Here is a 21928-nt window from a genome sequence, read left to right on the forward strand (position 1 = left end):
AGGGCTGACATGGAACTACGCTGGCTGGAAGACTTCATCGCCCTGGCCCGTACCCGCCACTTCTCACGGGCGGCGGAAGACCAGAACGTCACCCAGCCGACCTTCTCGCGGCGCATCAAGCTGCTGGAGGAGGAGATGGGCGCCACCCTGATCAACCGCCAGACCCTGCCCCTGTCGTTGACGCCGGCGGGCGAGGAGTTCCTGGCGCTCTGCCAGGACGTCACCCGGCGGGTGGCCACCACGCGGGAACGCCTCGGCCAGCTGGCGGAGGCCAACGCCAATCGCATCCGGCTGGCCGCCCCCCAGAGCCTGCTGGCCAACTTCCTCCCGGACTGGCTGCGCGAGCTCGACCCGGCGCCGCCGGTGACTCCCTACCTGCGCGCCACCGGCTGGCTGATGGACGACTACGTCCAGGCGCTGGGACGCAACGAATGCGACCTGGCGCTCTGCTACTGGCCGGTCGGCCCCTGCCCCCTCGCCCTGGACACCGAGGGGCTGGAGTCGCTGTGCCTGGATGAAGAGCGGCTGATCCCCGTCTGCCTGCCCGACGCCGATGGCCGCCCCCGCTTCTCGCTGGAGGACGCCGGGCGACGCCCGCTGCCGCTCATCGCCTACCACCCCCGCGGGCTGATAGACCAGACGATCCGGGCCCACCTGGCCCGGTTGGGGGAACTGCCGACCTTCAGCGTGCTCAACGAGAGCGTCCAGAGCGGCAACATCCGGGAGCTGGTCGGCCTCGGCTATGGCCTGGGCTGGCTGCCCCGGCGCTCCGTCCAGGCAGCCCTGGACGCGGGTGAGCTGGTGCGCGCCGGCGGTCGGCGCTGGGAGGTTCCGTTGGAGATCCGCCTCTATCGTCATCGGGGCAACCCCCACCCGGCGGTGGAGGCGCTCTGGGCCCGGCTCGCCCCGGCGGAGTCCGTCGGTCCATGATGCCCGGCCGTCATCCCGCGAGCTTCCAGGCGCCGCCGGGGCTTGCCAACCGCCACGTCCAGACCCTGCTGCCCCGGCTGCTGGGCTGTCCGTCCCTCGAGCTGGTTCGCGAGGAACTGCCCCTGCCCGATGGGGACGTCGTCGAGCTCGCCTGGGTCGCCCCGGCGCCGACGGCGGCCTCGGCGCCGGTGTTCGTGCTCTTCCACGGCCTGGAGGGATCGGTGGACTCCCCCTATGCCCGACACCTGCTGGAAGCGGCGCATCGTCAGGGATGCCGGGCCCTGGTCATGCACTTTCGCGGCTGTGGCCGGCGCCCCAATCGCCGCCCTCGGGCCTATCACAGCGGCGATACCGCCGATGCCCACTGGCTGCTCACCCGCCTGGCGCGTCGCTATCCCCGCGCCCCTCGGGTGGCCTGTGGCGTGTCGTTGGGCGCGAACATGCTGCTCAAGCTGCCCGCCGAGGACGCCGACGAGGCGGCGGGACTCGTCGGGGCCATCGCCATCGCCCCGCCGGTCGACCTCGCCGGCTGCGCCGACACCCTGAACCGGGGCTTCGCCCGCCTCTACCAACGCCATCTGCTGGCCTCGCTCAAGGCCAAGATGGCCCCCCGGCTCGCCGCCGGGGAGCTGCCGCTGGCGCTCTCCCCGGCCGCGCTGTCCGGCCTTGCCACCCTGCGCGATTACGACGACGCCGTGACCGCCCCCCTGCACGGCTTCGCCGATGCCGCCGACTACTATCGCCGTGCCTCGGCCGGCCCGCGACTTGCGGAGCTGGACCTGCCGACGCTGATCCTGCATGCCGAGGACGACCCCTTCATGCCGCCGGGCATGTACGACGCCCTGTCGCTGGGGCCGGGGGTCCGGCTGGAGACCGCGCCCCATGGTGGCCATGTGGGGTTCGTGGAAGGCCGACGGGGGCGACTCGGCCACTGGCTGCCCCGGCGGGTCGTCCAGCAGCTCGATGCCTGGCGAACGTCCCTCTGGCCCACCTCGCCCCGCCTGGCGTCCCCCGACTGATCCCTGTCCGAACGAGTCGCATCCGTCGTGTTGAGCCGGGAATCGAAGCGTTCAGGCTGATCCATTCGATGGTCCTCCCGGCCTGCCCCCCGTCGCGGCAGGTTCCGGTGCCGCGATCCCCCCGACCCGAAAGCTTGCCGGGTTGATAACCCATGTTGTCGCCCCCGCCCGGCCGATCCCCCTAGGCTGGCTCGGAAGCGAGGCGCCGCGAGGCGGGCCTCGGCCCGAACACAACAGGAGCCCGGACTGCCCCGGGCCGAACGACACCATGGGGGACGTGCCTTGGGGATCTCGAGTCGAGAACTGGGTCGCGCTGTCGGCGAGCATCCCGAGGTCCTGCTGGCCGAGGACCTCCTGAGGCTCGCACGGGACCATGAACATCGGCTGCAGGTGGCCTATCGCTGGCGCGCCTTGCGCCTGCTGACCTTTCATGCCGGCCTGAGCCGACTGATGCAGGCCCTTGGCGAGGAGAGTCGCCAGCGGCTCCTGGCCTTGAACGAGGTCCTCACGGGGCGGGCACCGGAGGCGTGGGCGATGCCGGGCGGGTCACCTCCGCCCGGCGCGGAGGGACTCGGCCACTTCTTCATTCTCGACGAGACGACGGCGCGGCAGGCGTTGCGCTGCAGCCTGCTGGAGGAAGGCCGCACCCGGCGGTTCTATGACCGCGTCCGGAGAGGCAGCGCCGCCTCGGGGCTGGATCTGCTGCTGGATACCTTCATCGAGCAGGCTCGGGCGCACTGCCGGCTGCTGGAGGAAACTCGCCAGGGACTGAACGCGCTCCACCGGCCCCTGGGCAGCGTCGCCCCCCACCGCCGCCGACGGAACCCCGACGCCTGACTCCCGGGCGCGCATCGCGCCATCATGCGGGGAGCGCCGGGGCATGGCGCCATTCGGTCGCCGGGCGATGTCCGCCGCAGGCGGCGGCCGGGCCCGGGTCAGCCGATCGGACAGCTGACGCCGGTGCCCCTGAGGCCGCAGTAGCCGCCGGGGTTCTTGGCCAGGTACTGCTGGTGGTATTCCTCCGCATAGTAGAAGGTCTCGAGCGGGGCGATCTCGGTGGTGATCGGCCCCCGTCCGGCTCGAGCCAGGGCCTCGGCGTAGGCGTCGCGGCTGCGGGTGGCGGCCTCGCGCTGGGCGGTGGAGGTGGTGAGAATGATCGAGCGGTACTGGGGGCCGACGTCGTTGCCCTGACGGTCGCCCTGGGTCGGGTCATGGGCCTCCCAAAAGTGCCGCAGCAAGGTCTCCAGGTCGATCACGGCAGGATCGAAGACCACCCGCACGACCTCGGCATGGCCGGTGCGTCCCGTGCAGGTTTCCCGGTAGCTGGGGTTCGGCGTCACTCCGCCGGCATACCCCACGGCGGTGACGTGCACCCCGGGTAGCTGCCAGAACAGTCGCTCGGCGCCCCAGAAACACCCCAGGCCGAGCACGATCTCTTCCAGGCCGGCCGGCCAGGGCGGCGTCATGGGACGTCCATTGACCGCATGAACGCCACTGACGGCCATCGGGGTGTCGCGTCCCTCGGGGGCATGGGGGGGAGATGCAGGCATCGGTTCGTCCTCGCGTCGTGGTGTCAGGGATCGGGGGGATTGCCCGGCAGGCTGAAGGTGTAGATGAGGTCCACCGCCTGTGAGGCACCGGACACCGCCTCCAGGTAGAGATTGCGCCACAGCTTGTAGCGCAGCGTCAGCTCGGCGATGGGCGAGAAGACCCCGACGCCATAGCCGACACTCAAGCGGTCGGTGAGGTTCCCCGTCACCACCACCTGGCTCTCCTCGCCGCTGCCCGCGGTCTCGAGGCTCAGGTCCTGGATGCCGAAGGCCTCGCCGATGGCGCCCACGGCGCCGCCGGCCTGCCCCAGGGTCATGCCGATCAAGGCGGAGGTCAGGGCGCCGTCGGCTCCTCCGGTATCGTCCGGCGCCCGCCCCCGCAGCACGTAGGACAGGGCCCTGGCCTCGTCCATGGCCGGCTCGGAGAAGACCTCCAGGCTCGGCCCCGAGGCCGGGCCGGAGACCAGCAGGCCGGCGATCACGCCGTCCTGGGTCGCCTCCGGGTTGCGGATGGCCTCGAAGTCCAGCAGCGGCTGGTCCGGCGGGCCGCTGAAATAGAGGATCCCCTCGCGGATGATCAGGTCCTGGCCGAACGCCCGGAAGCGACCGTCCTGGAGATTGACGTCACCGAACAGCTGCAGGGGCCCGCCCGCCTGACGCACCTCCAGCCGGCCGGCCAGGTCGGTTTCCAGGCCATAGGCCTCCAACCGCATGTCCGGGCCCAGCACCAGGGTGATGCGCAGGTCCATGGCCATGCCGGCGCGTTCCATGGCCGCCGCGGTGGTCTCCCCCGGCTTGCCGTCGGCGCCTCGCCCCTCGACCTCCTCCCGGGTGAGGACGACCTCGTCCGGACTCGGGGAGACCGCCGAGGCGGGCACCTGGCCCACCTCGAGGCGGGCCCAGGGGATGCCGACCTCGCCGCGAATGCGCAGGCGCTCCGGGGTCGCGCGGATCGACAGGTCCGGGGCCAGCCGCAGCTGCCCGAAGCCTGGCAGGGCCGCCTGCAGCGGGCGCTCCGTGCCGCGCAGCGCGACGCTGGCCTGCCAGGCCTCGGCCGCCGGCCAGCGGGCCTCGCCCTCGATGTCCAGGCGGCCCTCCCGGGTGGTCAGGAACCCGGCGATGTCGGCTCGATCGCCGGCGAGGCGCACCCCGAGGCGACCGTCTTGCACCGAGAGTGGCAGATCGAGGCCCGACGCGCGCAGGCCGGCGAGTTCGAGCTCTCCCGCCAGCCGGGGCCTCGCCCGGTCGCCGGTGATCCTCACCTCCCCCTCCAGGACGCCTTCCAGCGCCTCCACCCCGGCGATCAGCGGCCGATAGGGGGACAGCTGCAGATCCACGAGTTCCACGCGGCCGTCCAGGCCCCCGGCGTCCAGGGGATCGTCCACCCCCAGCGCCAGACGCACCCGGCCGCTGTCACCGAAGGTGATCGTGGCGTCGATCTCCGCCGCGTCCTGGTTGGCGCGGGCGTCGAGGGCCAGGCCGGTCCCCGGCACGGTCCATCGCTCGCCGTAGGCGTCCTCGCCGGCGATCTCGGCCTGACTGTCCAGGCGGGCCTCGGCCTGCCAGGCGGCCCCGCCGCGGGACCAGCTCGCCTGCACCTCGCCGTCGTTGCGCCCCTCGATCCGCCAGCCCGGCGGCAACGCCTCGGCCAGGATGTCCATGGGCAGCGCCTGGATCGAGAGCACGGCGCTGCCGGCCTGGGCGGACGCCTCCAGCGTTTCCTCCAGGCACAGGGCCCCGCCCTCGGCGCGGACGAGGCAGAAGGGCTGGAGGCTTGCCGAGGCCTCGCCGAGATCGGCCTCGAGCTCGATCGCCTCGCGGACGGCCAGGGTGCCGTAGGCGGTGGTGGCCTCCACGGGGGCCAGGCGGGCCCGATAGGCCTCCCGGTCGGTGCCGAGCCCCCCCTCGAGCGCCAGGGCCAGCCGCGACAGCAGGCCATCGGCTCGGCCATCGATCGCCAGGCTCAGGCGGTGATCGGAGAGCCGACCCTCGAGCCCCAGGTCGACGGTCTCGAACGCCTGCCCCCCCGTCTCGATCCCTGTGGCCGCCAGGGTCAGGTCCAGTCGGGGATCATCGAGCCCGGCGATGCGCCCGTCCAGGCGCAGCCGCTCCAGCCGGTGCTCGGCGAAGGCCAGGCCGTCCGCCTCCAGTGCGAGATCCAGCTCGGGGCTGGCGAAGCTGCCCGCGGCACGGACATCGCCGGCCACGCTCCCGGCCAGGCCGGGATACAGGCTGGCCAGCCGCGGCAGGTCGAGCTCGGCGTCGATGGCCAGGCGCTGGCGGGCCACCTCGCCGGTGGCCAGCAGGCGATTGTCGCCCTGGCGCAGACGCAGGTCCTCGATCCACCAGCGCATGCCGCTGTCGCCGGAGAGGCGGCCGGCGAGGGAGAACGGCTGGTCGGCGAGCTCACCGTCCACGGCGAGCCGGGGGACGCCGAGTCGCCATCCATCGGGGGTCTGGGCGAAGGCGAGCTCCGCCTCGCCGTCCAGGCGACCGTCGAGTCCCTCCACGAAACGCCCCGGGTCGAGCGCCTCGACGGCCAGCCGGGCCGACACGGTCAAGGCATCGGTCCAGTCGATCCGCCCCTGGCTGGTGGCACTGCCCTCGCCCGTGACCAGGCTCAGGGGCGCCCAGTCGAAGCGGTGCAGGTTGCCCTGCCCGGTCAAGGCGAGATCCGTGGGTGGCAGGGAGGGGCCTTCGGCGCTCAGGGCGAGGCGGACCCGATAGTCGGTGAGCCGCCCCTCGGCCTCGAGCGACAGCGCCTCGACTCGCCAGGGATCCGGGCCCGAGGCGGCCCCGGTCCCCGCCTCGCGTTCGGTCAAGGGCCACTGGACGCCCGGGCTCATCAGGCTGGCGGAGAACGGCAGGGCCGGATCCAGGACATCGACCCGGGCGGCCAGCTCGGCCTCGACCGGACCGGTGGCGGTCAGGGTCGCCTCGAGCTCGGCGAGGCTGCCGTTCAGGGCGAGCTCGAGCCGTTGGCCCGCCAGGGCGGGCAGGCGTTCCGGCAGGTAGAAGTCGGCGGCCAGCCTGGCCTGGAGCGGATAGTCGCCGCTCAGGGTCACCTCGGCCTCGAGCTCGGCGTCGGCTTCGCGGCTGGCCACCGCCAGGGGGTGGATGGCCACCCGCTGGCCGCGGGCGGTGACGGCGAGGTGAAGCCGATCGACGACATAGGCCATGGTCCCCTCCACCGCCGCATCCACGATCCTCAGGCTCGGCACCTCCACCGCCAGCGGCAGGGTGATCTCGGGCAGGGACAGGCGCGGACGTTCGTCCAGGGGTCGATCGGTCATGCCCTCCACGGCCGGGGCGACCCGGCTGGGCAAGGGAGAGCGCACCGCCACGGCGGCGTCGATGGCGGCGGCGGTGAGCGGCGCCTCGGCGCTCTCGGCCTCGCTCAGGGCCAGCCGGTTGCCCGGCGACAGCGGCAGCGTCAGGCGCAGTCCCTCGAGGCGGGTGGGCGAGAGCGTCAGGGTGGCGTCGCTCGCCTCGGCGCCGCTGGAGAAGGAAGCCCAGCGCAGCCGGGTCCCGTCGGCGAGGCGAACCTCCACGTCCTGCAGCAGCAGTTCGCGCAGCGCCACCGGGAAGGGGAGCCGGATCGGTCCCCCGGGCGTCGTGGTCGTCTCCGGCTCCTCGGGGACGGCGTCGCCCCGGGAGAGCCGGAGCCTCGCCCCCTCCACGGCCAGCCGGTCCAGACACAGGCGGCCCTCGAGCAGGCAGTCCTCGGCCCAGGCCAGCTCGAGTCGCGAGACGGCGACCAGGGCGGGGCCGGCTTCCAGGCGGAAGCCCTCGAGCACCAGGGTATCCAGGGGAGCACCCTCGACGGCCTCCAGCTCGTAGAGCCCCAGGCGCTCGCCCCGATCGAGGAGCCAGCCGGTGCCCCAGGGCGACAGTGCCAGGCCCAGGACCAGCAGGACCAGGCCCAGGCACCACAGCGGCAGGAGGATCAGCAACCGGGCCAGGGCCCAGCTCAGGCGGCGGACTCTCACGATGGCAACCTCAGAATTCCGGGCCGATGGCGAAGTGGAGGCGGAAGGCATCCTCATGATCGAAGGGATGGGCGACGTCGAACCGGATCGGGCCCACCGGGGAGATCCAGCGGATACCCAGGCCGGCCCCGGTATTGAGGTCCTGTGGCCACCAGTCGGTGAAGGCGTCCCCCACGTCCACGAAGCCTGCCAGCCACCACTTGCCGGTCAGGCGGCGCTGAGCCTCGACGCGATCGACCAGGCGCTGTTCGCCGCCGATCAGCTCGCCGTTCTCGTCCCTGGGCGAGAGCGATTCGTAGGCATAGCCCCGGACGCTGTTGTCGCCGCCGGTGAAGAAACGCAGCGAGGGCGGGACATCGGCGAAGTCGTCGGTGACGATGGTGCCGAGCCCCACTCGGCCGATGAAGCGATTGGCGTCGCCCAGCATGCGGATCCATTGGGTGTCGCCGTCGAAGCGCACGAACTCGGCCGAGGAGCCCCAGAGTTCGCTGGAGTACTGCAGGGTGAAGCGCTGGCGATCCCCCCAGGTGGGGAAGGTGGGTTGCCGCGAGCGGGTACGCGACCAGCGCACCCCGGGGTAGAGCAGCACCACCTGATTGCTTTCGGCGGCCTGGGTGAAGTCCTCGAAGGTGCCGCGCAGGTAGACGAGCTGCTCCCAACCGTTGTCGAACGTCCAGCGTCGGCCGATCTCCGTGGTCGCCTCCAGCGTCCGGGTATCCTCGTTGTCCTTGTGCCGCAGGCCATACTGGAGCCGGTAGCTGTCCCGCAGCGGATTCTCCAGGGGCATCTCGTAGCGGCCGCTCAACCGCTGCTCCGGGTCCGAGACGTAGAGATCATGCTCCAGGCCGTGGCCGAACCGGTTGACCCAGGGCTGATGCCAGGCGAACCGGGCTCGGGGGCCGACGTCGGTGGCGAAACCCAGGCCGAGCTCGAACTGGTGACGGTCGGCGGGGGTCACCGTCACCTCGATGGGCACCCGGGGCATCGGCGAGGCCTGGACGCTCGCGGCCGCGGTCAGGGCCTCTACCGTCAGCCGGGGGGCCGCCGGGGGGTTCGCGTCCCCCCTCGCGTCCAGGGCCGACAGGAAGCCCCGCGGCGATGCCGGCAGGGCCAGGCGGCGCATGTCGTCGTCGAGCCGCGGTCGTACGCTGACCGAGGCGAACCACTCGGTCTGGCCGAGTCGCTGGTTGAAGGTGGCGATCCGGCGGGCCAGGTAAGGCTCGCCCTCTTCGAAGGGCGCCAAGGCCTCGAGGCGATCGGTCTCGATATGGTGGCCACGGAAGCGGATGTCGCCGAAGCGGTGGCGCGGGCCGCTGTCCAGGGCCAGGGAAAGCCGGGCGCTGTGCGCCCAGGGCCTCACCTCCAGTCGGCGTTCGGTGAACCGCCAGTCGAAGTAGCCACGCTCCAGGGCCAGGCCGGCCAGCCGGCTGCGCAGGGCGTCGAAGGGCGCATGGCGAAGGATATCGCCCTCCGCCTGGGGGTAGGCCGCGATGGCCTCGCCGAACGGCGGATCCTCCGCGGCCTCGCCGGCGAGGCGGAAATCCAGGCTCTCGATGCGTACCGGTTCGCCGGGTTCGACGACCAGGGTGACCTCCGTGGGCGATTCGGGATCGTCGAAGCGCAGTCGCAGGCGGGGCTCGTAGTAACCATAGACCCGCAGGGCCTCCAGGCTCAGGCGGCGCACTTCCGCCTCCAGGCGCTCCCGGCCGTAGGCGGAGGCGTCCAGGTCGGCGAGGTAGACCTCGAGGTTCTCGGCGGGGTCGCCCTCGATGCCCTCGATGCGGGCGTCGAGGGCCAGGCAGGGCCCCGCCAGGGACGCGACCAGCAGGCTGGCCCCGAGGCGGGGCAAGAGGCGATCATGCATGGGTTCGACGACTTCCTGGCTGACTTCCTGTCATGGCCGCAGGGCCTCGAGCCGGGCGCTCAGGGCCAGTTGCGACTGACGCACCTCGCGTAGCTCGGCCTGCATCTCGGCGAGGCGACGCTCCAGGATGGCCACCCGCTCCCGGGCATCATCGCCCGAGCCGGCCTGGTCTTCAACGTTGCCTTCGAGCCTCGTCAGCGCGGTCTCCAGCCCGGCCATCCGCTCGTCGATCGTCTCGCGTTGGCGGCCCAGACGCTCGGCCAGGCCGTCGAGCCGCTGCGTCACGGCGCCGAGGGAGGACTCCAGGGTCGCCAGGCGTTCGTCCAGGGCGGCCCGGCCCTCGTGCCCCACCGCCTCGAGGGCGTCCAGGGAGTCCCGGACCGCCGCCAGGGTGGCGGCGTGGACCTCGCTGTCCTCGGCCAGGGTCGCCACCCGGGCGCCGAGCTCCGACTGGGCATCGGCCAGCGCCGCGAGGTGCTCCGCCTGCCACGTCTGGAGGCGCTGGTCGACCCGGGCGGCGATATCCTGCTCCAGGGTCTCCAGCGCCTCGAGCCGCGCCTGGATCGAGGCGAGGGCCTCGCCGCGGCCTTGCTCGGCGTCGAAACGGGCATGCACGTTGGAGACCTCGCCGCCGAGACGGGCCAGGCGCGCCTCCAGCCGCTGGCGTTCCAGCCAGCCCGCGGCCGTGAGCCCGGCGAGGCCGACCACCAGCAGCAGGATCAGGCACCATAACGGCCAGAGGCGGCCCCGAGGGGGAGGCGGCGGCCGGTGATGGCCGGTCAGGCTGGCATCCGGGTCCGGAACGATCGGTCGGGGGTACCGGCTGTCTTCCGGGCGCTCTGCCATGGAGGTCTCCTTGCTCTGTTCGTGACGGCTTCCGGCCGGCGATGTCGCGGATGCGCTACCCTAAGTCCGAGTCCGACGATCGGAATTGGCGGCCCCGGAACCGGGTGATATGATGCCGTGACCCAATGGCACAGCATGCTGATAGTGTACGGTTTTTTGTCGAGGGAGCGAACGGGGCATGGCCAACGGAGGCCGTCAGAGACCTTGCGCTTCCCTCGCGGACTGACTCACCATGGGTCGCCGACCCGACACTGACGACGAGGAGAAACGAAATGGCTTTCGAACTGCCCGCCCTGCCGTACGAGAAGAATGCCCTGGAACCGCACATCTCCGCCGAGACCCTGGAATACCACTACGGCAAGCACCACCAAGCCTACGTCACCAAGCTCAACGAGCTGACCGACGGCACCGACAACGCCAACAAGTCCCTGGAGGAGATCATCAAGTCCTCCTCCGGCGGCCTGTTCAACCAGGCGGCCCAGGTCTGGAACCACACCTTCTACTGGCACTGCCTGTCCCCGAACGGCGGCGGCGAGCCGAGCGGCGCCCTGGCCGACGCCATCAACGCCAAGTTCGGCTCCTTCGAGAAGTTCAAGGAGACCTTCAACGCCCAGGCGGCAGGCAACTTCGGTTCCGGCTGGACATGGCTGATCAAGACCGACGACGGCGGCGTCGACATCGTCAACACCAGCAACGCCGACACTCCGATCGCCCACGATCAGACCCCGCTGCTGACCATCGACGTGTGGGAGCACGCCTACTACATCGACTACCGCAACGCCCGTCCGAAGTACCTGGAGAACATCTGGAACCTGATCAACTGGGACTTCGTCGCCCAGAACTTCGCCTGATCCCGAACGGACTGGCGTACGACAACGGCCCCGCCTTCCGGCGGGGCCGCTTTTGTTTTAGGACCATCATTTAATGCGTCAGCCTCGATTTACGTCGCGAGCGAAGATAGGCTGATCGCCGCCGGAGCGCAAGAACCGGAGTGTAGCTTGCTACATGAGGGTTCGATCGGACCGGCGCCCCGGCACCGCCTGCGGTCAGGATATCGAGCGCAGCAGCAAGTCGAGCTGACTCAGGGATCGGCGCGGCGCCCGATCCCCCGATAGTACAGCCCCATGTCGGCCACGTGACCGGGATCGTAGATGTTGCGCCCGTCCAGCAGCAGCCGCCCCTTGAGCCGACGGGCCAGGGCCGGCCAGTCCGGATTCCAGTAGGCCTTCCATTCGGTCACCAGCATCAGGGCATCGGCACCGTCGAGCACCTCCTCGGGGTCGCCCGAGAAGAGCTCGAGCAAGGGATGGTCGCCGACATGGTCGCGCAGGGCGCCGGTGGCTGCCGGGTCATGCAGCCGCACCCGGACCCCCTGGGCCCAGAGCGCCCGCAGCAGCGTCAGCACCGGGGCATGGTCGATACGCGCCGTGCCCGGCTTGAAGGCGGCGCCCCAGATCGCCACCACCAGGCCGTCCAGCCGGCCATGGTAGTGGGCCCAGAGCTTGCGGAACAGCGTCTCCTTCTTCTGCTCGTTGATGTCGAGCACCTGGTGGAGCAACGCCGAATGCCGGCCGCTGGCCGACTGGACGTCGACCAGCCGCATCAGGTCGCGGGAGAAGTTGGGGCCGCCGAAGCCGCAGCCGGGATAGAGATACTCGTAGCCGATCCGCGAGTCGGCGCCCATGCCCTGACGCACGAACTCGACGTCCACCCCCAGGGTATCGGCCAGGCCGGCGATCTCGTTCATGTAGCTGATGCGCGTCGCCAGCATGCCGTTGATGGCCAGCTTGGTCAGCTCGGCGGCCCGTCGCGGCATGCACTGGAAGACTTCCCGGCGGCGATTGAAGGCGCGCAGGAGCTCTCTCACGCGGCGCTCGGCGTCGTGATCGTCGCAGCCCAGCAGCCAGCGCGCCGGCCGGGTGAAGGCGTCCCAGGCCCGGCCCGCCTCCAGCAGGTCGGCCAGGGCCACGGCCCGCCGGCCTTGCCCCAGGCGCCGGGCCAGCTCGTCGGTCCCCCCCACCGGGAAGGTGGAGTTGTTGATCAGCACCGCCTCGCCCGACAGGCCGGCCGACAGCCGGCTCACCGTCTCCAGGGCATCTTCGCGCTGGCCCGGGGAGACGGCGAGCCACAGCACCTCGAAGTCGGCATCGGTGGGCACCGGCTCGTCGACCCCGAGTATCCGCAGATGCCCGTGGGTCTCCCCTTCCTCCAGGCGCGCCATCAGTTGGGGCTCGCTGGTCAGCCAGGCGCTGTCGATCAGCGTCGGCCAGTCGTGCTCGGGATGGGGCCACCAGACCACCCGATGGCCCACCCAGGCCAGGGCCGCGGCGGCCGTGGCCGCGGACAGTTCGCTGCCATGGACCAGGACACGCATGGCTCAGCCCTCGCCGGCGTAGCGGGTCAGCAGCTCACGAAAGCCCTGGCCGTAGCGCGCATGGCGACGACCGTAGGCCAGGATCGCCTCCAGGTAGCCGAGCTGGTGGCCGCAATCGTAGGTACGCCCTCTCATCCGCCAGGCGTCCACGCCCTCCTCGCGGCGCAGCGTCTCGATGGCGTCGGTGAGCTGGATCTCGTCGCCGGCCCCGGGCGGGGTCTCGGCGAGCAGCGCGAAGATCCGGCCCGGCAACAGGTAGCGCCCGATGACCGCCAGGTTCGAGGGCGCCGCCTCCGCGGACGGCTTCTCGACGACCCCGGCGAGGGGGCAGGCCCGGCCCGGGGCCGGGGCCTCGCCCCGGGGGGCCACGATACCGTACTTGTGCACCATGTCCCGGGCGACCTCCTCGACCATCAGCTGGCTGCGCCCGCTGGCCTCGAAGGCGGCGATCATGCCGGCCAGGTCGTTCCCCGCCGGGGCGTCGCCATCGACCAGCACGTCCGGCAGCAGCACCGCGAACGGCTCCTCGTCGCCGACCACCGGCCGGGCGCACAGCACCGCATGCCCCAGGCCCAGGGGTTCGGACTGGCGCACGCTGATGATGTTGACGTCCTCGGGCACGATGGAGCGCAGTTCCTCGAGCAGCTCCCACTTGCCCTTGGCCTCGAGGCTGGCCTCCAGCTCGAAGTGCTTGTCGAAGTGGTTCTCGATGGCGCTCTTGCTGCCATGGGTGACCAGGACGATGTCGCGGATGCCGGCGTCGACGGCTTCCTGCACCACGTACTGGATCACCGGCCGGTCCACGATGGTGATCATCTCCTTAGGAATCGCCTTGGAGGCGGGCAGGCAGCGGGTGCCGAAGCCGGCGACGGGCAGAACGGCCTTGCGAATCATGGTGCGGTCCCTGTCGTGTCACGAGTGTCACCCGGGCGCGGGGGCATGGGCCGGCGCGGCGGGAACGAGTAGAATGCGCATGATACCGAACCAGGCCGCGTCTGCCACCGGGCGGGCCGGCGAACCAACGGAGACGACAGATGACGGCAAGCCAGTCGCAAGGGGGCAACGTCGACCAGGCCGAGATCGCCAAGTTCGAGGCCCTGGCCCATCGCTGGTGGGACCCGGAGGGCGAGTTCAAGCCGCTGCACGACATCAACCCGCTGCGCCTCGACTTCATCGATGCCCGGGCGGGGCTGGCGGGCCATCGGGTGCTGGACGTGGGCTGCGGCGGCGGCATCCTCGCCGAGGCCATGGCCCATCGCGGCGCCGAGGTGACCGGCATCGACCTGGGCGAGGCGCCGCTGGCCGTGGCCCGGCTGCACGCCGAGGAAAGCGGGGCGAGCGTGGACTACCGACGAATCAGCGTCGAGGACCTGGCCGAGGCCCGGCCCGGCGAGTTCGACATCGTCACCTGCCTGGAGATGCTCGAGCATGTGCCCGACCCGGCCTCGGTGGTCCGCGCCTGCGCGCGGCTGGTCAAGCCCGGGGGGCAGGTCTTCTTCTCGACGCTGAATCGCAACCCCAAGGCCTATGCCCTGGCCGTGCTGGGCGCCGAATACCTGCTGCGCATGCTGCCCAAGGGCACCCACGACTACGCCAAGTTCATCCGCCCTTCGGAACTCGCCGCCTGGTGCCGCGACGCCGGACTCGAGGTGCGCGAGCAGAACGGCCTGACCTACCAGCCGCTGACGCGGCGCTATCGTCTCTCGGCCACCGACGTCTCGGTCAACTACCTGGTGCATTGCCGGCGGGAGGCCCCATGAGCGTGTCTCGCCCCGCCGCCCTGCTCTTCGACCTGGACGGCACCCTGGTGGACACCGCACCCGACCTGGCACGGGCCACCAATGCGCTCCGGGCCCATCACGGGCTGCCTCCCCTGCCCTATCCGGCGATCCGCGCCCAGGTCTCCAACGGTGGCAGCGTCCTGGTGACCCTGGCGCTGGGCCTCGAGCGCGACCATCCCGAGCACGAGGCGGCCCGCGCCTTCCTGCTGGCCGCCTACGGCGAGGCCGTCGCCGTGGACAGTCGGGTCTTCCCCCCCCTGGACCGTCTGCTCGTCGACTGGGGCGGCGCCGGCCGGCCCTGGGGCATCGTCACCAACAAGCCCCGGGCCTATGCCGCCCCCCTGGTGGAGGCGTTGCGCCTCGGCCCGGGCGCCCTGCTGTGCGCCGACGACCTGCCGGTCAAGAAGCCCGATCCGGCCCCCCTCCTGGAAGCCGCGCGGCGACTGGGCGTGGCCGCCGGCGAATGCTGGTACATCGGGGACCATGTGCGCGACATCCAGGCCGCCCGGGCGGCGGGCATGCCCGCCGTGGCGGTCGGCTACGGCTATCTCGCCGAGGAGGACGACTACCGGGCCTGGCCCGCCGATCACTGGTTCGACACCGCCGAGGCCCTCACCCGGGCCCTGCGGTCGTCCTGAACCACGACGGGCCTCCCCTTCGGGAGGCCCGTCTCGACGGATGGCCGGTCCTGGAACAGGCTCGGCGCTCTCCGTCCGTCGTGGGAGCGCTCTTTAGGGCGCGATTTGGTGCCGCCCTGCGGGCGAAATCACGCAGCGAAAACCGGAGTGTCAGCCCTTGGGCGGCTGAGCGTCGAACTTCTCGCCGTTGTGTCCCCGGCTGTCCGGCCCCATCAGCCACAGGTAGGTGGGCATGATGTCCTCGGGCGTGCGCAGGGCCATGGGATCCTCCGCCGGATAGGCCGCCTTGCGCATGGCGGTCCGGGTGCCGCCCGGGTTCAGGGTGTTGACCCGCAGCGTGCCGAGGTGCTCGACCTCGTCGGCCAGCACCTCGACGAAACCCTCGGTGGCGAACTTCGACACCGAGTAGGCGCCCCAGTAGGCCCGCCCGCGGCGCCCCACCGAGGAGGACGTGAAGATCACCGAGGCATCCGGGGAGGCCTGGAGCAGCGGCAGCAGGGCCTGGGTCATCCAGATCGGGCCGTTGATGTTGACCTGCATGACCTGCTCCCAGAGCTCGGGGTTGTACTGCTCGAAGGGCGTGATCCGTCCCAGCAGCCCGGCGTTGTGCAGGATCCCGTCCAGCCGGCCGAACTCCTTGTCCAGGGTCTCGGCCATGTCGTGGAAGTCCTTGAGGGTGGCGCCCTCGAAGTTGAGCGGGAAGATCGCCGGCTGAGGCAGCCCTTCGGCCTCGATCTCGTCGTAGACCGCCTCCAGCTTGGCGATGGTCCGGCCCAGCAGGATCACGGTGGCGCCGTGCCGGGCGAAGGTCAGGGCGGCGGTGCGCCCGATGCCGTCGCCGGCCCCGGTCACCAGGATCACCCGGTCCTGGAGCAGGTCCGCGGGGGCCACATAGTCGATCTTGCAGGTCATCGAAGCTCCTTGCGGGAATCAGTTGCCCGATTGGCGGAGGAAATCGGCGGCGAGGCTCGCGGCGCTGCTGTCGGGATAGTCCGACCGAACCCGCTCGAGCAGCTCGCGGCTGGCTTCCGGGTCGCCCTGGCGTGCCTTGAGCAGGCCCAGCTTGTAGAGGGCGTCGGGCACCTTGTTGCTGTCGGGGAAGTCGTCGAGGACACGCCGGAAGGCGGTCTCGGCCCTGTCCAGCTCGGAGGCCGCGGAATGCAGCTCGCCGAGCCAGTAATGGGCGTTGGCGGTCAGCCGGGTGTCCGGATGGTCGGCGATGAAGGCCTCGAAGGCGGCGGTGGCCGCCTCGAACTCGCGGGACTGGACCTTGGCGAAGGCCGCCTGGTAGGCCTGGCGGACGCCGGCCTCGTCATCGCCCTGTCCATTGCCGGGCTCCGGCGCTGCCGCCCCGTCGCCGCTCGCGGTCGCCTCTTGCGAGGGCGTGTCACCCGCGGGAGGCGGGGTCGCCGGCCCGGCACCCAGGCGTTCGTCCAGGTCCAGGTATTGCTGGCGGGTCTGGCGCTTGAGCTGCTCCAGCTGGTAACGCAGCTCCTCCACCTGGCCGCGCAACCGGCGGATCTCCTCCTGGTTGCGCTGGACCTCGTTGAACAGCACCAGGCTGCCCCCCGCCTGCTCGCGAGTGGCGGTCTGGTCGTAGAAGCTGCCCGAGCCGTCGGTGAGGTCCTCCACCACCGGCTGCTGGGCCAGCACGGGCGCGGACAAGGCCAGGCCCAGGGCGCTCGCGGCGCACCATGCTCCGAGACGGGGTCTCATCGCGTCCTCCCTTCCCTCGTTGGCTGTCGGGTTCAGTAGGCGAAGACCACCCGACGGTTCTGGGCGTAGGCCTCCTCGCTATGGCCTCGGGCGGCGGGGCGCTCCTCGCCGTAGCTGACCACCTCGACCTGGGAGGGGGACACCCCCTGGACGCTCAGGAAACGCTCCACCGCGCCGGCACGGCGCTCACCGAGGGCCAGGTTGTACTCTCGGGTGCCGCGCTCGTCGGTGTGGCCCTGCAGCATCACGCTGGCATCGGGATTGCTGCGCAGGAAACGCGCGTGGGCATCCAGCACCGGCTGGAACTCGGGCCGGATCGCGTCGCTGTCGTAGGCGAAGTAGATGGTGCGCACCTCCGGCAGGCGGGAACCGGCCATCTGGCCGGCGCCTTCGCCCAGGCCGCTGCCGCTGACCCGGGCGGCCCCGGCGGTGCCGGTGCCCACCCCGTTGCCGGCCCCGCCGGTGCCATCCATGGCGGCATCCTGGGTGCCGCCGGTGCTGGAACAGCCGGCCAGGACGGCCAGGGACATGGCGACGGCCAGGACGCGGACAGAAGACTTGAATTGCATCGTAGGACTCCTTTCGAGATGTCAGTTCAGAAACGGCGACCAGGCGGGCTCGCGGACGTCGCCCTGGGCCGCGGGGAGCCGGAAGGAGGCTCGCCCGTCGGCGGACACGGCCCCCAGGACGCCGGTGCCGCCCTGCTGGGTGGCGAAGATTACCATGGTGCCGTTGGGCGCGACACTGGGCGACTCGGCCTGCCCGGCATCGCCCAGCTCCACCAAGCGGCCGTTGTCGAGATCCTGGCGGGCGACCCGATAGCCGTTGCCGCCACGATGGATGAGGAAGAGGCTCTCGCCGTCCGGGGCGAAGCGTCCTCGGGCGTTGTAGTCGCCGGTGAAGGTGAGACGCTGGACCTCCCCGCTGCGCAGGTCATGGCGATAGATCTGCGGGCCCCCGCTGCGATCCGAGGTATAGATCAGGCTGTCGCCGTCCGGCGACCAGGCTGGCTCGGTCTCGATGCTGGGCGCATCGGTGATGCGCTCCAGGTTGCGCGAGGCGAGATCCATCACGTAGATCTCCGGCTGGCCGTCCCGGGACAGGGCCATGGCCAGGCGACGCCCGTCCGGCGACCAGGCCGGGGCGCTGTTGAGCCCCTCGAAGGAGGTGACCCGGGCTCGCCGCCCGCTCGCCACCTCCTGGACGTAGATCGCCGGCCGGCCGGTCTCGAAGGACACGTAGGCCAGCTTGTTGCCGTCCGGCGACCAGGCCGGCGACATGATGGGCTGATCGGAACCGAGGACCTGCTGGCTGTTGCGGCCGTCGGCGTCCGCCACGTAGAGCTGGTAGGCGGTCGACTCGCCCACGCCCTGGGAGGTGACGTAGGCGATGCGGGTGGAGAAGGCTCCCCGGATGCCGGTGATCGCCTCGAAGACCTGGTCGCTGATGCGATGGGCGGCGGCACGCAGCTGGTCCTGGCCGGCCGTGATCCGCTCGCCGAGCATCCGGGACTCGCCGCTGACGTCGAGCAGCTCGTAGCGGATACGAATGCCCTCCCCCTCGCGGCTGACCCGCCCCACCACCAGGTAGCGCGTGTCCAGGGCCTGCCAGTCGCCGAAGGCCACCTCGTCGCCGCTGGCGGGCCGGGCGAACATGGCCCGGCGCTCCAGGGGCGCGAAGTAGCCGCTGCGCTCCAGGTCGTCGGCGACCACCCGGGCCAGGTCCACCGGCAGCGTCTGGCCGTCCTCGGCGAACGGCACCACGGCGATGGGGGTGGCCCGCTCGTTGCCGCGGGTGATGTCGATGGTCAGATCGGCCTGGGCCAGCGGCGCGATCAGCGACAGCAGGACCACCACCCAGGTGCTCATCAGGGCTCTCATCAGCGTATATCCCCCGGTCGGAATCTGAGGTTGAACTCTCGGTACTGCCGCTGCACGGAGGCGGGCAGCTCGCGCAATTCGGAGAAGGGTGCGGCGCTCTCCACCGCCTGGAGCGCCGAGCGGTCGAAGGCGCCATCGCCACTGCTACGACCGATGCGAGCGGCGAATAGCTCCCCGGAAGGCCCCAGGCGCACCGCCACCTCCGCGGTGGCCCCATCGCGGACGTTGGGGGGGATCACCCAGGCCTGCTCCACCGCCCGACGCACCAGGTTGATGAAGCCGTTGGCGGCTTCCTGGGCCTGGCGGGCGTTGGCCACGGCCTCGGCTTCCCCGGCGATGGCCCGGTCCAGGCTCTGCTGGGCGGCCTCCGCGGCCCGGCGGGCGGCCTCCTCCTGGCGACGCTGTGCCTCCGCCTCGCGCTGGCGGCGGGCCTCCTCCTCGGCCTGACGCCGAGCCTCGGCCTCCCGTCGACGTCGCTCCTCGGCCTCGCGCTGGCGGCGAGCCTCTTCCTCGGCCTGGCGCTGGCGTTCCGCCTCGGCCTCCCGGCGACGTCGCTCCTCGGCTTCCCGCTGGCGGCGAGCCTCTTCCTCGGCCTGGCGCTGGCGTTCCGCCTCGGCCTCCCGGCGACGCCGCTCCTCGGCTTCCCGCTGGCGACGGGCCTCTGCCTCCTGGCGACGCCGCTCGGCTTCCTGCTGCTCGCGTAACGCGGCCTGGCGCTCGGCAGCATCGAACCGCCTCGCCGCCTCGGCGGCGGCCTCTTCGGCGGCTTGGCGGGCCTTTTCACGCTCCTCGGCCAGGGCCGCCTCACGTTCGGCGTCCGCCTGCCGCTGGCGGTCGGCCTCGGCTTCCCGCTCGGCTTGCTGCCGGCGTGCCGCTTCTTCCTCGGCCTGGCGGGCGGCCTCGACCGCCTGGGTCGGATCGGCCTGCTGGGCCCGGTCGGTCGCCGTCTCGGCACGCACCAGGGTGGCCTGGACGATGGCCTGGTTGGGCGGTTCGCGCTCCGCCGAGGGAAAGCGGATCACGCTGACCACCAGCAGCCCCAGGTGCAGGGCGATGGCGAGCAGCAACGGCAGGCCGTAGCCGACGCGTCTGGAATGTCGTCCCATGCGCCCTCCTCAGGCCTCCCCGGGGGGAGGCTCGGAGATCAGCCCGACGTTGGCGACCCCGGCGCTCTGCAGGGTGCTCATCAGGGTGACGATCTGGCCGTACGCGACGTGGCGGTCGCCGCGAACCAGGACCTGGGTGCCGGGCTGGCGTTCCAGCAGCACCTGGACCCGACGGGCGACCTCGTCGAGGTCGACCGCGGTGTCGTCGCCGCCCAGGGAGACGAACAGCTGGCCGTCCCGGTCCACCGAGACGATGATCGGCTCGCGACTCTCGCTGTCCTCGATCGGCTCGGAGGGAGTCTGAGGCAGGTCCACCTGGACGCCCTGGGTCAGCATGGGCGCGGTGATCATGAAGATCACCAGCAGCACCAGCATGACGTCGATGAAGGGCACGACGTTGATCTCGTTCATCGGCTTGCGCCGGCCCATGCGGTTGAAGGGTCCGTGCATGGCGTCGCCCTCCTCAGTCCGCGGCGGCGTCGCCGCGTCCCTGCAGGTTGCGGTGCAGGATGGAGTGGAACTCCTCGGCGAAGTCCTCGTACTTGCCCAGCATCCGGGAGGACTCGGCGGACAGCCGGTTGTAGAAGATCACCGCGGGGATGGCGGCGAACAGCCCCATGGCGGTGGCGATCAAGGCCTCGGCGATCCAGGGCGCCACGGTGGCGAGCGTCGCCTGCTGGGCCATCGACAGCGACTGGAAGGAGCCCATGATGCCCCAGACGGTGCCGAACAGCCCGATGTAGGGGCTCGAGGACGCCACGGTGGCCAGGAACACCAGGTGCAGGTTCAGGCGATCCTCCTCCCGGGACCAGGCCACGCGCATGCTGCGCTGGACGCCGTCGAGGATCGCCTGGGGGCTGCGGGTCTTGGGCAGCAGGCGATTGAACTCGCGAAAGCCGGCGCGGAAGATGTGCTCGGCCCCGAGGGTCTCCTGCTCCGGAGGCGTCTCGCGGTACAGCTCGTTGAGGTCGACCCCGGACCAGAAGCGGTCCTCGAAGTCACGGTGGGCCCGGCGGGCCCGGCGCATCACGAAGCTGCGCTGGAAGATCACCACCCAGGACAGCAGCGAGCCCAGCAGCAGCAGCAGCATCACCGCCTGGACCACGCCGCTGGCGTTCATGATCAGGTGGGGGATGGACATGGCGTCGTTCACGGGATTCCTCGTCGTCTCGTCTGAGTCAGTCGGGGGATGGCGCCGGGGCGCAATCGTCCGGCGCCAGGCCGAAGTGGTGCCAGGCCTGTCGGGTCACGACCCGGCCCCGAGCGGTCCGCATCATCAGCCCCTGCTGGATGAGGTAGGGTTCGATGACGTCCTCGATGGTGTCGCGCTCCTCGCCGATGGCCGCGGCCAGCGAATCGACCCCGACCGGCCCGCCGTCGAACTTCTCGATCATGGCGAGCAGCAGGCGGCGGTCCATGTGATCCAGGCCATGGTGGTCCACGTGCAGCATGTTCAGGGCCTGGTCGGCGATGTCGGCATCGATGTGGCCGCTGCCCCGCACCTCGGCGAAGTCCCTCACCCGGCGCAGCAGGCGGTTGGCGATCCGCGGGGTGCCCCGGGAGCGCCTCGCCACCTCCCGGGCGCCGTCCTCGTCGGCCGCCACGCCCAGCAGCCGGGCGGAGCGGGCGACGATCTCGGAGAGTTCCTCGATGCTGTAGAACTCGAGGCGCTGGACGATGCCGAAGCGGTCGCGCAGCGGCGAGGTCAACAGGCCCGCCCGAGTGGTGGCCCCCACCAGGGTGAAGGGCGGCAGGTCGAGCTTGATCGAGCGGGCCGCCGGTCCCTCGCCGATGACGATGTCCAGCTGGAAGTCTTCCATGGCCGGGTAGAGGATCTCCTCGACCACGGCGGAGAGGCGATGGATCTCGTCGATGAAGAGCACGTCCCCGGGCTGCAGGTTGGTGAGCATGGCGGCCAGGTCCCCGGCCCGCTCGAGCACCGGGCCGGAGGTGGACTTCAGGCCCACCCCCATCTCGGTGGCGATGATGTTGGCCAGCGTGGTCTTGCCGAGCCCGGGGGGACCGAAGACCAGGGTGTGATCCAGGCTCTCGGCGCGTCCCCGGGCGGCGCCGATGAAGATCTCCAGCTGCTCGCGCACCCGGGGCTGGCCGATGTAGTCGTGCAGCTGCTTGGGGCGGATGGCGTGATCGAGATGGCCCTCGCCCTCGCGGCTGTCGGCGCCGATCAGCCGATCAGTCTCCAGCATGGGGAGCCTCCAGCGGTGTCAGGGATGG

20 protein-coding genes are annotated in these 21928 nt (G+C 71.3%); 6 read left to right on the forward strand and 14 right to left on the reverse strand.

Annotation, left to right across the window (positions count from 1 at the left end):
• Positions 1–9: 9 nt before the first annotated feature.
• The 3 genes from BEI_RS09155 (at position 10) to BEI_RS09165 (ending at position 2786) form a co-directional block, all read left to right on the forward strand.
• Positions 10–930 carry a LysR family transcriptional regulator gene (locus tag BEI_RS09155; protein ID WP_097789230.1) on the forward strand — a complete coding sequence of 307 codons (921 nt, stop codon included), beginning with the start codon at positions 10–12 and terminating at the stop codon, positions 928–930.
• Positions 927–1949 (forward strand): hydrolase, encoded by a 1023-nt coding sequence (locus BEI_RS09160; protein ID WP_097789231.1) that lies wholly within the window; start codon positions 927–929, stop codon positions 1947–1949. The genes BEI_RS09155 and BEI_RS09160 overlap by 4 nt, the downstream gene beginning before the upstream one ends.
• 282 nt (positions 1950–2231) lie before the next feature.
• Positions 2232–2786: a hypothetical protein gene (locus BEI_RS09165; RefSeq protein WP_097789232.1), complete on the forward strand. Its 555-nt coding sequence runs from the start codon at positions 2232–2234 to the stop codon at positions 2784–2786.
• A 98-nt stretch (positions 2787–2884) separates the two neighbouring features.
• On the opposite strand, the gene msrA is transcribed toward BEI_RS09165, so the two are convergent.
• Genes msrA through BEI_RS09185 form a run of 4 tightly spaced genes read right to left on the reverse strand, consistent with a single transcriptional unit; the run spans position 2885 to position 10198 of the window.
• Complete coding sequence (gene msrA, locus BEI_RS09170) at positions 2885–3499, reverse strand: peptide-methionine (S)-S-oxide reductase MsrA (RefSeq protein ID WP_097789233.1); 615 nt, start codon at positions 3497–3499, stop codon at positions 2885–2887.
• A gap of 23 nt (positions 3500–3522) precedes the next feature.
• Positions 3523–7488: an autotransporter assembly complex protein TamB gene (gene tamB, locus BEI_RS09175; RefSeq protein WP_227644662.1), complete on the reverse strand. Its 3966-nt coding sequence runs from the start codon at positions 7486–7488 to the stop codon at positions 3523–3525.
• A gap of 10 nt (positions 7489–7498) precedes the next feature.
• Positions 7499–9352, reverse strand: coding sequence for an autotransporter assembly complex protein TamA (gene tamA / locus BEI_RS09180; RefSeq protein ID WP_097789235.1), 1854 nt, complete (start codon positions 9350–9352; stop codon positions 7499–7501).
• A gap of 30 nt (positions 9353–9382) precedes the next feature.
• Positions 9383–10198 carry a hypothetical protein gene (locus BEI_RS09185; RefSeq protein ID WP_097789236.1) on the reverse strand — a complete coding sequence of 272 codons (816 nt, stop codon included), beginning with the start codon at positions 10196–10198 and terminating at the stop codon, positions 9383–9385.
• Positions 10199–10470: 272 nt separating this feature from the next.
• Here BEI_RS09185 and BEI_RS09190 point away from each other — a divergent pair, with 272 nt between their 5' ends.
• A complete protein-coding gene (locus BEI_RS09190; RefSeq protein WP_097789237.1) occupies positions 10471–11049 on the forward strand; it encodes a superoxide dismutase in 579 nt (192 codons plus the stop codon).
• A 230-nt stretch (positions 11050–11279) separates the two neighbouring features.
• On the opposite strand, the gene BEI_RS09195 is transcribed toward BEI_RS09190, so the two are convergent.
• Together BEI_RS09195 and galU are read right to left on the reverse strand one after the other, a co-directional pair.
• The gene (locus tag BEI_RS09195) at positions 11280–12572 is read right to left on the reverse strand and encodes a UDP binding domain-containing protein (RefSeq protein ID WP_097789238.1); all 1293 of its coding nucleotides are present in this window, start codon (positions 12570–12572) and stop codon (positions 11280–11282) included.
• Positions 12573–12575: 3 nt separating this feature from the next.
• Positions 12576–13466 (reverse strand): UTP--glucose-1-phosphate uridylyltransferase GalU, encoded by an 891-nt coding sequence (gene galU / locus BEI_RS09200; protein ID WP_097789239.1) that lies wholly within the window; start codon positions 13464–13466, stop codon positions 12576–12578.
• Positions 13467–13606: 140 nt separating this feature from the next.
• Between galU and ubiG the strand changes: the two genes are divergently transcribed.
• Entirely contained in the window at positions 13607–14332 is a 726-nt protein-coding gene (gene ubiG / locus BEI_RS09205) for a bifunctional 2-polyprenyl-6-hydroxyphenol methylase/3-demethylubiquinol 3-O-methyltransferase UbiG (protein WP_097789240.1), read from the forward strand.
• Complete coding sequence (locus BEI_RS09210) at positions 14329–14991, forward strand: HAD-IA family hydrolase (RefSeq protein WP_097789241.1); 663 nt, start codon at positions 14329–14331, stop codon at positions 14989–14991. Before ubiG ends, BEI_RS09210 begins: the two co-directional genes overlap by 4 nt.
• A gap of 150 nt (positions 14992–15141) precedes the next feature.
• Here the strand turns inward: BEI_RS09210 and BEI_RS09215 are convergent, their stop codons facing one another.
• The 8 genes from BEI_RS09215 to ruvB are packed head-to-tail and all read right to left on the reverse strand — an operon-like array spanning position 15142 to position 21900.
• The gene (locus BEI_RS09215; protein WP_097789242.1) at positions 15142–15903 is read right to left on the reverse strand and encodes a YciK family oxidoreductase; all 762 of its coding nucleotides are present in this window, start codon (positions 15901–15903) and stop codon (positions 15142–15144) included.
• 18 nt (positions 15904–15921) lie between these two features.
• Positions 15922–16707, reverse strand: a complete 786-nt coding sequence (ybgF, locus tag BEI_RS09220; RefSeq protein WP_097789243.1) for a tol-pal system protein YbgF — start codon at positions 16705–16707, stop codon at positions 15922–15924.
• Positions 16708–16739: 32 nt separating this feature from the next.
• On the reverse strand, positions 16740–17276 hold the full coding sequence (gene pal, locus BEI_RS09225) for a peptidoglycan-associated lipoprotein Pal (protein WP_097789244.1): 537 nt from the start codon (positions 17274–17276) through the stop codon (positions 16740–16742).
• 21 nt (positions 17277–17297) lie between these two features.
• On the reverse strand, positions 17298–18587 hold the full coding sequence (gene tolB, locus BEI_RS09230) for a Tol-Pal system beta propeller repeat protein TolB (protein WP_097789245.1): 1290 nt from the start codon (positions 18585–18587) through the stop codon (positions 17298–17300).
• Entirely contained in the window at positions 18587–19693 is a 1107-nt protein-coding gene (tolA, locus tag BEI_RS09235; RefSeq protein ID WP_097789246.1) for a cell envelope integrity protein TolA, read from the reverse strand. The genes tolB and tolA overlap by 1 nt, the downstream gene beginning before the upstream one ends.
• Before the next feature lie 9 nt (positions 19694–19702).
• On the reverse strand, positions 19703–20143 hold the full coding sequence (tolR, locus tag BEI_RS09240) for a protein TolR (RefSeq protein WP_097789247.1): 441 nt from the start codon (positions 20141–20143) through the stop codon (positions 19703–19705).
• A gap of 13 nt (positions 20144–20156) precedes the next feature.
• Positions 20157–20834 (reverse strand): protein TolQ, encoded by a 678-nt coding sequence (tolQ, locus tag BEI_RS09245; RefSeq protein WP_193765203.1) that lies wholly within the window; start codon positions 20832–20834, stop codon positions 20157–20159.
• Positions 20835–20871: 37 nt separating this feature from the next.
• A complete protein-coding gene (gene ruvB / locus BEI_RS09250) occupies positions 20872–21900 on the reverse strand; it encodes a Holliday junction branch migration DNA helicase RuvB (protein WP_097789249.1) in 1029 nt (342 codons plus the stop codon).
• Between the last annotated feature and the right edge of the window lie 28 nt (positions 21901–21928).

It is taken from the genome of Halomonas beimenensis (genome assembly GCF_002549795.1).
Classification (GTDB): domain Bacteria; phylum Pseudomonadota; class Gammaproteobacteria; order Pseudomonadales; family Halomonadaceae; genus Halomonas; species Halomonas beimenensis.

Coding starts and splice junctions, on each gene's coding strand:
- BEI_RS09215 (WP_097789242.1), bottom strand. CDS start 15,903: ATGACCTGCAAGATCGACTATGTGGCCCCCGCGGACCTGCTCCAGGAC.
- galU (WP_097789239.1), bottom strand. CDS start 13,466: ATGATTCGCAAGGCCGTTCTGCCCGTCGCCGGCTTCGGCACCCGCTGC.
- tolR (WP_097789247.1), bottom strand. CDS start 20,143: ATGCACGGACCCTTCAACCGCATGGGCCGGCGCAAGCCGATGAACGAG.
- BEI_RS09195 (WP_097789238.1), bottom strand. CDS start 12,572: ATGCGTGTCCTGGTCCATGGCAGCGAACTGTCCGCGGCCACGGCCGCC.
- ruvB (WP_097789249.1), bottom strand. CDS start 21,900: ATGCTGGAGACTGATCGGCTGATCGGCGCCGACAGCCGCGAGGGCGAG.
- pal (WP_097789244.1), bottom strand. CDS start 17,276: ATGCAATTCAAGTCTTCTGTCCGCGTCCTGGCCGTCGCCATGTCCCTG.
- BEI_RS09185 (WP_097789236.1), bottom strand. CDS start 10,198: ATGGCAGAGCGCCCGGAAGACAGCCGGTACCCCCGACCGATCGTTCCG.
- ybgF (WP_097789243.1), bottom strand. CDS start 16,707: ATGAGACCCCGTCTCGGAGCATGGTGCGCCGCGAGCGCCCTGGGCCTG.
- ubiG (WP_097789240.1), top strand. CDS start 13,607: ATGACGGCAAGCCAGTCGCAAGGGGGCAACGTCGACCAGGCCGAGATC.
- tolQ (WP_193765203.1), bottom strand. CDS start 20,834: ATGTCCATCCCCCACCTGATCATGAACGCCAGCGGCGTGGTCCAGGCG.
- tolA (WP_097789246.1), bottom strand. CDS start 19,693: ATGGGACGACATTCCAGACGCGTCGGCTACGGCCTGCCGTTGCTGCTC.
- BEI_RS09210 (WP_097789241.1), top strand. CDS start 14,329: ATGAGCGTGTCTCGCCCCGCCGCCCTGCTCTTCGACCTGGACGGCACC.
- tamA (WP_097789235.1), bottom strand. CDS start 9,352: ATGCATGATCGCCTCTTGCCCCGCCTCGGGGCCAGCCTGCTGGTCGCG.
- tolB (WP_097789245.1), bottom strand. CDS start 18,587: ATGAGAGCCCTGATGAGCACCTGGGTGGTGGTCCTGCTGTCGCTGATC.
- BEI_RS09155 (WP_097789230.1), top strand. CDS start 10: ATGGAACTACGCTGGCTGGAAGACTTCATCGCCCTGGCCCGTACCCGC.
- msrA (WP_097789233.1), bottom strand. CDS start 3,499: ATGCCTGCATCTCCCCCCCATGCCCCCGAGGGACGCGACACCCCGATG.
- BEI_RS09190 (WP_097789237.1), top strand. CDS start 10,471: ATGGCTTTCGAACTGCCCGCCCTGCCGTACGAGAAGAATGCCCTGGAA.
- BEI_RS09160 (WP_097789231.1), top strand. CDS start 927: ATGATGCCCGGCCGTCATCCCGCGAGCTTCCAGGCGCCGCCGGGGCTT.